Source organism: Streptomyces sp. 1222.5 (assembly GCF_900105245.1).
Lineage (GTDB): Bacteria > Actinomycetota > Actinomycetes > Streptomycetales > Streptomycetaceae > Streptomyces > Streptomyces albidocamelliae.
Window position 1 is genome coordinate 2430720 of sequence record NZ_FNSZ01000001.1, and the last position, 13446, is coordinate 2444165.

Genomic DNA, 13446 nt, shown 5'->3' on the forward strand with positions numbered 1-13446 from the left:
GATCCGCACCACCCCGGCACCGGCCCGCGCAGATGCCGGCCCTCGCCGAGGTGAACGCCGCATGCCCGTGGACCGACCCCACGGGGGAGGCCGCGGCCACCGCGTTCCTCGTGGCCGCCGGCGTAGCACCGGCCGCGCTTCAGGTGCGGGAGGTTGTCAGGCGAGATCGGGCAGCGGACGCCGGGTGACCTCATGGGCGTCGTCCGCAGCGAGACCGAGCATGCGCAGGACCATCTCGGCCAGGTCGGAGGCGGCCTCGTCGCCGTCGAGGTCCGGGCGGTCCAGCCTGAGAGCCACGAGGGACAGCAGGGTGCCGCCCAGGGCGGACAGGGCGGTGGTCGCGTTGCCGCAGGTGAAGCGGCCTGAGGCGATGCCGGTCTCCAGGTCGCGCAGGGCACGTGGGGCGAGGCCGCTGTCGGAGTGGATGTGGGCCAGGCCGCGGTCACGCAGGATCCGCATGAGTTCCGGGTGGGAGTCGGCCATCCGGGCGGTGAGCCGGAAACCGGCCGAGAGCAGCTCGGCCGGGTCGTCGATGCCTTCCACGCGCGCGTCGATGACCTGCCCGAACTCCTCCAGGGCGTCCGTCACCGCTGAGTCGAACAGCTCCGTCTTCGACTCGAAGTGGTTGTAGAAGGACCCGAAGCCGACGTCGGCGCGCTCGGCGATGGCCTGGATGCTTGCGCTGGTGTCCCCGGTCTCCGCGAGGATCTGCCGGGCCGCACGGACGAGCGCCTGGCGGGTCTCGGCACGGCGTCGCTCGAAGCGGTTCCTGGGCGGGGCTGACGTCGGCATACGGCCCAGTGTAACCGCCGCCACGATGACACCGGCATTACTGATGAGATCCTCAATTATTTGGGCTGCACCTATTGACGACGAGAAACAGCAGAGTTGATGATTTCCTCATTACGGCAGTGTTGCTTGGAGGACACCATGTCCCACATCTCCGTTGACAAGGGCGGTCCTCTGACGCCCCACCAAGACCTCCACAGTGAGCAGGGCGCCCTGCGCGGTGAACATCCCGGCCGGTCCCGGAACCCCGTGATCAAGGTGGCGGACCTGGCCTGGCTGGAGTTCGAGAAGCCCGACCTGGACCGGGCCGAGGTGTTCGCCCGTGACTTCGGCTTCGCGATCGCCGCCCGCACCGATCACGCGTTGTGGCTGCGCGGCACGTTCGCGGGCTCGCCCTGCATGGTCATCCGGCGCGGGAGCTCCTCCCGCTTCCTCGGGCCGGCGTTCCGCGCGGCCGAGCGGGCCGATGTGGACCGGCTGGCCGCCGCCGTCGGACACACCGTCCGGGACATCGACGTCCCCGGCGGCGGCCGGTCCGTCGCCCTGTTCGACCCCTCGGGCCTTCCGGTCCGGGTCGTGCACTGCGCCGAAGCGCTGCCCGCGCTCCCCGAGCAGGAGCCGCTGATCCTGAACTTCGGCACGGACCAGCGTCGTACGAACACCACCCAGCGAGCCCCGCGCGAGCCGTCGCGCATTCAGCGCCTGGGCCATGTGGTGCTGGAGACAAGGTCGTTCGCCCGTACGCTGAACTGGTACCTGGACACCCTCGGCATGATCGTGTCCGACTTCCTGTTCCTCGACGGGCAGCGTCAGCGCGGGCCGACCATGGCGTTCATCCGCTGCGACCAGGGCAGCCTGCCCGTGGACCACCACACCCTCGCCCTGCACCTCGGGCCCGGCACCGGCTACGTCCACTCCGCCTACCAGGTCACGGACCTCGACTCGATCGCCGCCGGCGGTGAGTACCTCGCCGAGCGCGGCTACCAGCGCAGCTGGGGAATCGGCCGGCACATCCAGGGCAGTCAGCTGTTCGACTACTGGCGCGACCCCGACCGCTTCATGCTGGAGCACTTCGCCGACGGCGACCTGTTCTCCTGCGACCTCGAACCCGGATGGGCGCCGATGTCGGCGAGCGGACTGGCCCAGTGGGGCCCGCCGGTCACCCGCGACTTCCTGGGCGCGAGCCCGTCCCCCGCCAAGCTGCGCGAGGTCATGACGGCCCTGCGCGACGACAACGAACTCGACCCCGCACGCCTGCTGGGCCTGATGAAAGCGATGAGCTCATGAGCACCAACGTGCTGCGCACCCCCGACGGCTGGTGGGCCGTCCGAAACGAGCGCGCCCTCCGCATCGAGACCAAGGCGGTCACCACCGCCGAACTGCTCGCCGACCGGGCCGCCGTGCAGGAGGCCGCCGCCTCCGGCGAGAGCGGCACGCCGGTCGCCGACCTGGTGGCGCTGCCTCCGGTCACCACTCCCTGCCGGGTGGTGGCCCAGATGGTCAACTACCGCAGCCACGCCAAGGACTCCGGGTTCAGCGGCGACATACCGCCCACCTTCTTCCGCAAGGCGTCCGGCTCGGTCAGCGGCCCGCACGACGCGATCGTCCGCCCCGCGCACGTGAACTTCCTCGACTACGAGGTGGAACTCGGCCTCGTCATGGGCGCGACCCTGCCCGTGGGCACCGTGGTGGAGGAGCACGACCTGCCGTCGTATGTCGCCGGGCTCGTCCTGACCAACGACGTCAGCGCCCGCGACGTCCAGCTCACCAAGACCCAGTTCTACGAGAGCAAGTCCTACCCGACCTTCACGCCCACCGGGCCCTACCTGGCCCTGCTGGAGCCCGAGGACTTCGCCCATCTGCTGAACCTGCGGCTGCGGCTGAACGTCAACGGCGTGCCGCGCCAGGACCGCACGCTCGCCGACATGATCGTACGGCCCGCGCAGGCGCTCACCCTCCTCGCCCGCTTCCAGACCCTCGACCCGGGCGACCTGCTGCTCACCGGCACGCCCGGCGGCACCGCGCTGAAGGCCCCGCCCAAGCCGGTCGAGAAGATCGCCGCCCTGCTGCCGCCCGCGCTGAAATGGAAGGCGTTCTTCAACGGCCAGGCAAAGAACCCGCTGTACCTGCGCGACGGTGACCTCATCACCGCCACCATCGCCACCCCGGACGGGCGGATCGACCTCGGCGAGCAGCGCAACGCCGTGGCGGACGCGACGTGAGCGCCACAGCCCACAGGCCCGTGGTGATCATCGGCGCGGGGCCCGTAGGCGTCACGGCCGCGCTCCTGCTGGCCCGTTACGGAGTGCGCAGCCTGCTCCTCGAACGCCACCCGGACGTCTACCCCCTGCCGCGCGCCGTCGTCGTGGACGACGAGATCCGCAGGGTCCTGCAGAGCGTCGGCGTCCACGAGGAGTTCGCCGCCATCGCCCGGCCGGCCCCCGGGCTACGGCTGCTGGACGCCCGGCGCCGCGTGATCGGCGAGTTCCCGCGGTCTATGCACGGACTCCACGGCTTCCCGCAGCTGAGCATGTTCAACCAGCCCGATCTGGAACGCCTGCTGCGGGACGCCTTGGCGCGCCGCCCGGAGTGCGAGTTGTGGAGCGGGGTGGAGGTCGTGTCCGTCACCCAGTCCGACACGCCGGACACCGGCGCACCCGACGATCCGACGGGTCCCGTACGGGTCACCTTCCGGCGCGGTGGCAGCGACGAGGAGGAGCACCTGTGGGCCGATGCCGTACTCGGCTGCGACGGCGCCGGCAGCCTCACCCGTGACGCCACCGGCACCGCCTGGGAGGACCTGCACTTCCAGGAGAGCTGGCGGGTCATCGACGTGCGCACCAGCCGCCCGGTGCGGACCTGGGAAGGCGCCGAGCAGATCTGCTGCCCCACCCGGCCGGCCACCTTCATGCGCATCAGCGAGGACCGCTACCGCTGGGAGTTCCGGCTGGCCGACGACCAGAACCTGGAGGGCCCGGACGGATGGGAGCGCCTGCGCGAGCTGGTCGCCCCCTGGGTGGACCTGCCGGCCTCTCCGAGCGACGACTTCGAGGTGATACGGCAGGCGCAGTACACCTTCCAGGCCCGTCTCGCCGACCGGTGGCGCAAGGGGCGTGTCTTCCTGCTGGGCGACGCCGCCCACCTGACCCCGCCCTTCGTCGGGCAGGGCCTGTGCTCCGGCCTGCGCGACGCCAACAACCTCGCCTGGAAACTCGCCCGGGTCCTCCGACAGGGCGCGCCCGAGGAACTGCTGGACACCTACGAACGCGAGCGCAAACCGCACGCCCGCCACGTGATCCGCGTGGCGGTCGCCGTCGGCTGGGCCATGACCGGCGGCCAGCACCGCGGTGCGGCGTTCCGCCGGGCCGTAGTGGGCACGATCTGCCGCATCCCCGGCGTGACCGAGGCGGTGAGCCGTGACCTCAGCCCCGCTCTGGCGGCCGGCCCACTGGTACGGCGCCGGCCCAGGCCGGCCGGCCGCGTGCTGGCCGGCACCTTCTGCCCGCAGCCCTGGATACGGCACGACGGCAGGCGAGTGCGCCTCGATGACGCCGTCCGGGACGCCTTCGTCGTCCTGACCGCCGTACCGCCCACGGCGCAGATGACGGCAGTGGCCACGGCACTGGGCGCCCCGACGATCCACGTCGGCGACCTGGACGACGACGGCACCCTGGCCGCCTGGCTGGCCCGCGGCCGTGTCGACGCCGCACTGCTGCGCCCCGACCGCGTCGTGATGGACACCGTCCCCGCAGGCACCGGCCACTTCCCGGACCCCACCGTCTGGGCCTCCCTGCTCCACACGGCCCGCCCTACTGCCGATGCCCGACCCGTCCCCCTGCCGAGGAGCACCGCACCGTGACGACCCCGCACTCCGCGCCGCACCCGGAACCATTCCTTCCGCCCGACCCCGAGACGGCCGCCGGCAGCCGCATCGCGGACTTCGCCCGCTGGGCCGCCCGGCACCAGGGCGTCGAAGGGATCCAGGACCCCGGCGACTACGAGGCCCTGCACCGCTGGTCGGTCACCGACCTGGAGGGATTCTGGGCGGCGGTGTGGGAGTACTTCGACATCGACGCGGACACTCCCTACGAGCGGGTGCTGGCCGAGGAGACCATGCCCGGCGCCCGCTGGTTCGCCGGCGCCGCCCTCAACTACGCCCACCACGCGCTGCGCAACCTGCACCCGGACGCACCCGCGATCACCGCGCTGGACGAGACAGGAGCCGCCTACGAGATCACGGGCCGACAGCTGCGCGCCAAGGTCGCCTCCGTCGCAGCCACCCTGCGCGACCTGGGCGTCGGACAGGGCGACCGGGTAGTGGGCTACCTGCCCAATACCCCGCACGCCGTCATCGCCTTCCTCGCCACCGCCGTCCTGGGCGCGGTGTGGTCCGTGTGCGGCCAGGACTACGCCCCCAAGGCCGCAGCCGAACGCTTCGCCCAGCTGGAACCGACCGTGCTCATCACCGCGGACGGCTATGTCTTCAACGGCACGCGGCACGACCGTCGCGCAGCCTCGCTCGACCTCGTTGGAGCCCTTCCCACCCTGAAGGCCACGGTGCTCGTGGATCACCTGGGCCTGATGTGGCCCGAGACCCAGCACGGCAGCCTGACAGTGCCCTGGGATGACGCCGCAACCCGCACCGAATACCTCACCATCACACCGGTGCCGTTCGACCACCCCCTGTGGGTCGTCTTCTCCTCCGGCACCACCGGCCTGCCCAAGGGCATCGTCCACGGCCACGGCGGCGTCCTGCTGGAGCACCTCAAGATCCTGGGCCTGCACTGCGACCTGGGCGTCGGGGACCGTCTGCTGTGGTACACCACCACCCACTGGATGATGTGGAACCTGGTCGTCTCCACCCTGCTGACCGGCGCCACCACCTGCACCTACGACGGCAGCCCCGCGCCGGTGGCACGCCCGGACGTCCTGTGGGAGCTGGCGGCCCGCCACAAGGTCACCGTCTTCGGCACCAGCCCGCAGTACCTGCTGGCCATGGCCAAGCTGGGCATCGAACCCGGCGTGCACGACCTGACGGCCATCCGGGCCATCGGCAGCACCGGCTCCGCCCTGCCCGCCTCCGCCTACCCCTGGGTCCGCGACCACGTGGGCGCAGGCATCCAGCTGGCCTCCACCAGCGGCGGCACCGACGTCGTCTCCGCCTTCGCCGGCAGCGCCCCCACCACCCCTGTCTGGGCGGGCGAGGTGTCGGCCCCCAACCTCGGCGTCGCGCTCGCCGCGTACGACGAGGCGGGACGGCCGGTCGTCGACCAGGTCGGCGAACTGGTCGTCACCCGCCCCATGCCCTCGATGCCGCTGTCCTTCTGGAACGACCCCGACGGCAGCCGCTACCGCGACGCCTACTTCACCGCCTACCCGGGTGTGTGGAGGCACGGCGACTGGATCACCCTGACCTCCCACGGCTCGGTGATCGTCCACGGCCGCTCCGACGCCACCCTCAACCGCAACGGCGTACGCCTGGGCAGCGCCGACATCCACGACCTCGTCGAACGCCTCCCCGAGATCACCGAGGCCCTCGTCATCGGCGCGGAGGAACCCGACGGCGGCTACTGGATGCCCCTGTTCGTCGTCCTCGCGCCCGGGGCCACGCTGGACGACGCCCTGCGCGAGAAGATCCGCGGCACCCTCCGCACCGGCGCCTCACCCCGCCACGTCCCCGACGAGATCCTCGCCGTGCCGGCCATCCCGCACACCAGGACCGGCAAGAAACTCGAGGTCCCGGTCAAGCGCCTCCTCCAGGGCGCGCCCGCCGAGCAGGTCCTCAACCCCTCGGCGGTCGACGACCCGGACCTCGTCGCCTACTTCGCCGGCCTGGGAGCCGAACGCCGTCGGACCCGTCATCCGCACAGCGTCAAGGACGCCTCATGAGCCTCTCCGCAGCCCTGACCTGCCTGATCGTGCTGATCTTCACCTTGCTGGGCGTAGCCAAGATCATGGCGCTCGGTCCGATGCCCGATCTGGCCGCCCACGCCGGCTTCACCACCGCCTCCTACCGGGTGATCGGTGCGCTGGAGCTGGCAGGCGCCATCGGCGTGGCCTTCGGCCCGGTCTCGTCGCTGCTCGGAGAGCTGGCCGGGCTCGGCCTGCTGATGCTGCTCGCCGGTGCCGTGACCACGCACGTGCGCAAGGGAGACGGGCTGCCCAGACTCGCCCCCGCGATGGTGTGCGCCGCAATGGTCAGCTGGTATCTCGTGCTCCTTGCCGACGTCGGCTCGTGACGTCGGCTGAGGACTGCACCGGCCGCCTGCGGCACGCGGACCGTCCCGCTTGCCGGCTGCCGTGCGCCGGCGGCTCAGGCTCCTGAGCCCTGTCAGCGAGCCCACGCCGAGGCTGGCAGACTGAATCTGTGGCTCCGCTGGTGACCGCGACCGACCAGGCCGCGCCCTCATCACTCACAGGCGCCGGTGTCGTGTCGGTCTGCGCATTGCTCTTCACCGTCGCGTCGTTCTGGTGGCTCAACGCCAGACAGGGGCGCTTGAAGACGTGGGAGCCTCATTCCTTCGCAGCGATCGTCCACTCGTCCACCGCCCGCCTTCGGCTCCCGCTCGTCCTTCACAACACCGGTGCCAAGCCGATCGTCGTACAGGACCTCATCCTGACCTTCCCTGACGAGCCCGCCTCTCACCTGCCACTGCTGTGGGTGTCCTCACCGTCCCGCCTCCAGCCCGGGCCGGACGAGGATGCAAAACTGCCGGCCGGCTTCGTCGTGCCCGGCAGAGAAGCGCAACAACTCTTCATCGAGTTCGAGGCACCGTTTTCCGGGTTCGTGCCGGAAGCCCGTGACTTCAAGGTCCAACTGCAAGCAAGGGTCGGCCACCGCAAGGGATGGCGCCGCCTGCTGACGTTCACCCTGCGGGCCGCCAACATCACCGACCCGGATCGCTACACCGTCTACAACAACGCACCGGTCGAACTGACGAAGGAAGACCGGAAAAGGGCGGATGCCGCACTCCTCGAGCTGTTGGAGGAGCAAGGGGACGACTCCGCTCCAGGCGGCAGGAGACCACCGCGTTCTTCCGATGACGACGGCGACGCCGGCCCGAGCAGCTGACGCAGCACCGGCGAGCGGAAAATCAGGGCTACTTCAGATCCGCCCGGCCTGATGGGCACCGGAGGACCCCCAGCGCCACCTCCTCATCCACCCTCACCACCGTCCGGCCGACCATGGCAGCCGTGAAGACTTGGCCGACGGCCGATCCCGGCACCGACTGGCCCACAAGCTCGCGTACCCCGCTACCCCTCGGCCCGCTGCGGGAGACATTCCGAGGCCGGCGTCTGATCGCCAGGGCGGTGGCAGCCAGGATGACGTGGCGAGCACGGTCCCACGCCTCGGGGAGTACGCGGGAGGAAAGTACAGGAGCAGTAGAGTGAGGGAGGAGCGAGGGAGGAGTAGTGAGGGCGCCGCGCGTACTGCCAACCCTGGACGAGGTCGACATCGGCGATCACGTCTGCCACCTGTTGGATCGTACCGATGACGTCATCGGCCGCAGCCGGGCTTTCGTTGCGGACGGTGCGTTGCACGGCGACAAGGTCGTGATCGTCGGCCCCGCCCCGCGGGCGGAGAGCGAGTTCGCACCTCATGTACTGGACCCTGCCCGGTTGCAGGGTTCTCTTCTCTCCGCGGTGCGTCGGGAGGCGGCCGCCGCCGACCGGGAAGGGTTCCGCTCCCTTCGCGTGCTCCACCATGTCGTGCGCGGCCCTCGCGCGGACCGGAACGGGGAGTGGCTGCGCAGCGAGCTCGATCTCGAGGAGTTCGCCGCCGACACTGGAGCCATGGTGGTCTGCGCCTACAGCGGTGCCGACTGGGACCTGCCGGCTCTGCAGCAGATCAGATGTGTGCATCCGCACCATCTGGGCAGCCGTCCGCTCTCCCCCGCGTTCCGGATGTACCGAACCGAGCAGGATGGCTGGACGGTGACCGGGACCGTCGACAGCGACGGCGCGGTGGCCTTCGGCACCATCCTGTGCACCCTCCTCGCTCACACGCCGACGGTGCGTCTGCTCTGCCAGACACTGGAGTTCTTCGATGCCGCCGGGATGAGCGCGCTGGCCGATGCCGCCAGGCACCTTCCGGATCGCAAGATCATCCTGGAAGGCACCAACGAGACCCTGCGGCTCGCCTGGAAGCTCTCCGGCTTCGCGATCCCCGACATTCCGGTGGTGATGGCGCCATGACCTCCTCTTCGCCCACTCACCTCGAAGGCACTGGATACCGGCACGAACTGTATCCGTACTCGGGCAGCGATGAGTTCGTCGCAGGCGCTTTGGGCTTCATCCAGGAAGCGCTCGAAGGTGACGAGGCCGTCGTCGTGGCCGTGCCGCAGGAAAAGGCGTCATTGCTGCGTGCGGAGATCCGTGAGAACGACACCCTGCGCTATGTCGACACCAGCCGGGTGGCGCGTCATCCGGGGCGGCTCGTCGCTGCCTGGCAAGAATGGATCAAGGAACACGTCTCGGAGGGGCGGCCCGTCCGCGGCATCGGCGAATCCCCCTGGGACCAGGTCCGCAGTACTGCCGAGGCCGAGGAACTGCGTTACCACGAGTGGCTGCTCAACAGGGCGTTCGCCCGGGGCCCCGCCTGGTGGCTGCTGTGCCCCTACGACGTCGCACGCGACCAGGCCGCCCTGACTCAGATGGCACGCTGCCACCCCCGGATCCGCAGGGACGGCCGGACGGTGCTGAGCGAGGACTACGACGCGCACGCAGCGTATGCCTTCGCTGCCCTCACCGACCCCTGCGACCCGTACGACGAGTTCCTCTACACCAGCGGCGACCTGCCGGCACTCCGGGAGAAGATCGCTGCCTGCGCCGAACAGCACGGCCTGACCGGTCGGCGCCTGCGCGAACTGCACCTGGCAGCGACAGAGGTGGCCACCAACAGCATCCGCCACGGCGGCGGACAGGGCGTGCTGCGCACCTGGAGCGAGGAACGGCGCCTCGTCTGCGAGTTCCGTGACGCCGGATACCTGGAGGACCCACTGGCCGGCCGTACCATGCCGACCGCGAGGCAGGTGGGTGGACGCGGGCTGTGGCTCGTCCACCAGCTCTGCGATCTTGTCGAGATCCGGTCCACACCGGACGAAGGGACCACGATCCGCCTGCACACCGAACTGCCCGGCTAGACCCGCTGGTGCCAACGGTCTGCTCACCGGCCCAGCGCTCGACGGCACGCGTGACCGACGTCGCCCCAGGGTAGGCGCGGCGGTGTCGCCGGGGGGCGACAGACAGAAAGGCGCCGGTGGCACGGGCACGGACGATGGGGACGGGAGCGGTTCTCGATGCTGAGGGTTCGGGTACGGCACGCGGACACGACGGTTGTGCGGCTGCCGACCGAGGTGGACTACGGCAACGCTTCCGGCATCGGCGGCCGGTGCGAAGACCTGGTCGAGGAAGGCTGCGGCACCCTCGTGCTCGACGCCTCCGAAGTGCAGTACCTCGACTCCTCGGGCGTCAGCATGATCATCACGCTGTCCCGTGCGCTCGAAAACCATGGCGGCACCCTGCGCCTCGCCGCCCTCAGCGACCACTACCAGCAGGTGTGGCGCCTCCTCGGCCTCGACACGCTGTTCCCCGTGTTCCCCACAGTGCACGCCGCGCTCGACGGGCGCATCACAGGCGCCTGTGCTGATACCTCGGAGTCACTCGACCACGCCTGAAAGCAAGACTCGCATGTGGACGAGCCGCCACCCTCGCCCATCTCGTCTGCGAGCCGCTCAGATCCCGGTGGGCGGCGGTGGGGAAGCTGGTGCCGTCGCCGACGGTGACCAGCAGCGTGGCGCCGAGACAGCGCCCCTCAGCCCCGGCCAACCGGCACTTCCCGCCCGCCGCTCCCACTCATTTCCCCACGAACGCGCAGGTCAGGCGGGCATTCCCGACGTCGCAAGCTCCGCACCACCGCCGCGCTCGCTCGCCACGTACACGACGGACAACTCGACCCCGACCACATCAGCGAAAGGGACTTCGCCCGCCACCTGCCCCACCCCGACATGCCGGATGTCGACCTGCTGTGGCGTACCGGGGGCGAACAGCGCACCTCCAACTTCCTGCCCTGGCACACCGCCTACGCCGAGCTGCACTTCACCCCCGACTTCTGGCCCGACATCGACCGTCGCCCTCGCCGAGTTCTTCTACGGCAACGACCCGGATGCTCCTGCCAACCACCTCTTCGGCAGGGTCACCGCCCGACAGCCCGGGATCCGACCGCCCACACCACTGCTGTGCGGGCGGTCGGCTTCGAGGCCCCAGGCCACGCAGCCCCTGGCGCGCCCCGTCGGTCGGCGGCCGACTCGTCGTTCCGCCGTACCGGGCCAGCGCCGCCGTTGCGGTCAGGTGGGAACTGAGACAGCTTCAGCCGGCCGAGCCGATACGCACTGATCTCATCCGCGCGCTCCAACGCGCGGGCAAACGCGGTGCCCGTCATCGGCGTCGGCGGCCGGTGCGACGCTCCAGCTCCGAGAACCGCGAGCCCCCGGCGTCTTGAGCGTCGCCACCAAGTCGCCGGGCAAGGCCGGGGCCGCCCGCCGCGCGGCCCCGCGACCGTGGCGTCCAGCCGCTTCTCCACGACCTTCCGCGCCTCCGGGCAAGCACCGATACCCCGGGCAGCAGCACCCCGTGGCGGCGCAACTAGACCATCGACTGGTTGAACAACGTCACCGGCCCCTCGTCGTGCGTCCACACCCGCCCCTGCAGGAACGTACCCCCCGTCTTCCTCATCACTCGCGACCGGCACTCGGGACTTCAAGGACGGCCTCCTCCTGCGCCACCAGGATGTGCTCAAGCAGTCGCAGCAGGGGAGACGAGCCTTCGGTGCATGGCGGAGTCCGGTTGGGGTACTCGACTCGATTCGGGCTTGAACAGAGGAGGGACATGGACGACGTCGCCGCTCCCGGCCGGGGAAGTGTTCCCCTGCCCGGCCATCAGGCGCGTTCTGGCGCCCTGCTCAACGGAACGCTGGAAGACCTGCGGGCGTCCGCCCTCGCGGTCGATGACGATGGCCTCATCGTCGCGGTCAACAGCGCGGCCCAAAGCCTGCTGGGCAGGGAAGCCTCAGAACTCGTCGGCCAGGACTTCCACGACCTGCTGCACAGGGACAGATACGGACACTCGGTGCCGCGCACGCGCTGCCGGATGAGGAAGGCGCTCCTCACGGGGGACACCAGGCATGGCGAGGCCGAGTGGTTCGCCCGCGGGGACGGCGCTCTCGTCCAGTTGTCCTGGCTGGTCACGCCCTACTCACCCGGTCCGGGCGGGACAGGTGCACTGACAATGCTGTACGCGCCGGAGCAGCCGGACGTTCGCCACAGCGACGGCGGGCACTCCGCGCCGCTGACGGAGCTGGACCGCCTGGCCCTGCTGGCGGAGACGACCACGCGGCTCACATCCACCCTGGACGCGGACGAGGCGCTGCACCGACTGGCGGCCCTTACCGTGCCCCGGCTCGCGGACTGGGCCGTGTTCGACCTGCTCACCGAACGTGATGAAGTGCGACGCGTTCTCGTGATGGAGCACAAGGACGGCATTCTCGTCGAACGGGACGACTTGCAGGGCCCGATGCCTCCGGTGCCGGCGGAGTCGCCGATGCCCCTGTCACGGGCCCTGCGTGGCGCCGCCTCTTCCCTCGCCGGCCCCGCCACCTACCAAGGTCCGCCCGACTCCGGCATCGCGGTCGAGCAGCAGCGCCTGTTCACCGCGACAGGTATGCACTCCGCCGCCATCGCGCCCATTCGCGGACTGCGCGACGTACTCGGCGCCCTGACCCTGGGCCGCGCCCAGCGTCATGACGCCTTCACCCCTGCCGACCTGCCGCTGCTGGAGGACCTCACCCGCCGGGCGGGCCTGGCGCTGGACAACGCGCGCCTGTACCAGCGCCAGCGCAAAGTCGCCGAGACCATGCAACGGCACCTGCTGCCCCAGCTTCCCGTCCTGCCCGGACTGGAGATGACCGCGCGCTACGTACCCGCTCCGGACGCCTCATCCGTGGGCGGTGACTGGTACGACGCCTTCGCTCTGGCCGCCCACGCCCACGCACTGGCCATCGGCGACGTCGTCGGGCACGATCTCGACGCCGCAGCCGGCATGGCGCAGGTCCGCAACATGCTGCGCGCCTTCGCCTGGTCCCACCCCGAGGCCACACCCAGCGCCGTCGTCACTCGGCTCGACGAGGCAGTGATGCACATAGCCGAGGTGCCCATGGCCACTATGATCCTCGCCAGGCTCACACTCGGCGACGACACACTGTGGCGCCTACGCTGGACGAACGCCGGCCACCCGCCGCCCCTGCTCATCGACCACGACGGTCAGACCCGCTACCTCGACGAGGCTCACGGCATACTCCTCGGCACCGGAGTCACCAGACCTCGCCCCGACGCCGTCACCGTCCTGCCACCCCAGGCCACACTCCTGCTCTACACCGACGGACTGGTCGAATCCCCGCACCACTCCATCGATCATGGGCTGGACCGGCTGCGCCGACACGCGGCCTCCCTCGCCCACCGCCCCCTCGACTCATTCTGCGACTTGCTGCTGGACCAGGTCCGCCCCAGCGACAACGATGACGACGTTGCCATGATCGCGTTGCGTACCCCCACTTCCGTATGCCCCGCCTGACCCGCGCGGGAGGCAGATCGAGTGGGGTTG

Annotated in this window: 11 protein-coding genes and 2 pseudogenes; 11 read left to right on the forward strand and 2 right to left on the reverse strand. The window is 70.4% G+C overall.

The window, feature by feature from the left end; all coding sequences use genetic code 11:
* Nucleotides 1-156: 156 nt before the first annotated feature.
* Nucleotides 157-792 (reverse strand): TetR/AcrR family transcriptional regulator, encoded by a 636-nt coding sequence (locus tag BLW57_RS10835; RefSeq protein ID WP_093474018.1) that lies wholly within the window; start codon nt 790-792, stop codon nt 157-159.
* Between the two features lie 138 nt (nt 793-930).
* Here BLW57_RS10835 and BLW57_RS10840 point away from each other — a divergent pair, with 138 nt between their 5' ends.
* The 10 genes and pseudogenes from BLW57_RS10840 to BLW57_RS42885 form a co-directional block, all read left to right on the forward strand.
* On the forward strand, nt 931-2076 hold the full coding sequence (locus BLW57_RS10840) for a VOC family protein (protein WP_093474020.1): 1146 nt from the start codon (nt 931-933) through the stop codon (nt 2074-2076).
* Nucleotides 2073-3011, forward strand: a complete 939-nt coding sequence (locus tag BLW57_RS10845; RefSeq protein WP_093474021.1) for a fumarylacetoacetate hydrolase family protein — start codon at nt 2073-2075, stop codon at nt 3009-3011. The genes BLW57_RS10840 and BLW57_RS10845 overlap by 4 nt, the downstream gene beginning before the upstream one ends.
* Nucleotides 3008-4648, forward strand: coding sequence for a bifunctional 3-(3-hydroxy-phenyl)propionate/3-hydroxycinnamic acid hydroxylase MhpA (locus BLW57_RS10850; protein ID WP_093474023.1), 1641 nt, complete (start codon nt 3008-3010; stop codon nt 4646-4648). Before BLW57_RS10845 ends, BLW57_RS10850 begins: the two co-directional genes overlap by 4 nt.
* Nucleotides 4645-6678 carry an acetoacetate--CoA ligase gene (locus BLW57_RS10855; RefSeq protein ID WP_093474024.1) on the forward strand — a complete coding sequence of 678 codons (2034 nt, stop codon included), beginning with the start codon at nt 4645-4647 and terminating at the stop codon, nt 6676-6678. The genes BLW57_RS10850 and BLW57_RS10855 overlap by 4 nt, the downstream gene beginning before the upstream one ends.
* On the forward strand, nt 6675-7028 hold the full coding sequence (locus tag BLW57_RS10860) for a DoxX family protein (RefSeq protein ID WP_093474026.1): 354 nt from the start codon (nt 6675-6677) through the stop codon (nt 7026-7028). Before BLW57_RS10855 ends, BLW57_RS10860 begins: the two co-directional genes overlap by 4 nt.
* Before the next feature lie 128 nt (nt 7029-7156).
* Nucleotides 7157-7861, forward strand: a complete 705-nt coding sequence (locus BLW57_RS10865) for a hypothetical protein (RefSeq protein ID WP_101377005.1) — start codon at nt 7157-7159, stop codon at nt 7859-7861.
* Between the two features lie 341 nt (nt 7862-8202).
* The gene (locus BLW57_RS10870) at nt 8203-8985 is read left to right on the forward strand and encodes an MEDS domain-containing protein (protein ID WP_093474029.1); all 783 of its coding nucleotides are present in this window, start codon (nt 8203-8205) and stop codon (nt 8983-8985) included.
* Nucleotides 8982-9932, forward strand: coding sequence for a sensor histidine kinase (locus BLW57_RS10875; RefSeq protein WP_093474030.1), 951 nt, complete (start codon nt 8982-8984; stop codon nt 9930-9932). Before BLW57_RS10870 ends, BLW57_RS10875 begins: the two co-directional genes overlap by 4 nt.
* Nucleotides 9933-10088: 156 nt before the next feature.
* Nucleotides 10089-10466, forward strand: a complete 378-nt coding sequence (locus BLW57_RS10880) for an STAS domain-containing protein (protein ID WP_093474032.1) — start codon at nt 10089-10091, stop codon at nt 10464-10466.
* Between the two features lie 231 nt (nt 10467-10697).
* A pseudogene (locus BLW57_RS42885) lies at nt 10698-10922 on the forward strand (undecaprenyl diphosphate synthase family protein); the annotation flags it as partial.
* Between the two features lie 166 nt (nt 10923-11088).
* Here the strand turns inward: BLW57_RS42885 and BLW57_RS43075 are convergent.
* Nucleotides 11089-11505 (reverse strand): annotated as a pseudogene (locus BLW57_RS43075) (Tn3 family transposase); the annotation flags it as partial.
* Nucleotides 11506-11676: 171 nt separating this feature from the next.
* Here BLW57_RS43075 and BLW57_RS10890 point away from each other — a divergent pair.
* Nucleotides 11677-13416: a SpoIIE family protein phosphatase gene (locus tag BLW57_RS10890; protein ID WP_093474034.1), complete on the forward strand. Its 1740-nt coding sequence runs from the start codon at nt 11677-11679 to the stop codon at nt 13414-13416.
* Nucleotides 13417-13446: the final 30 nt, after the last annotated feature.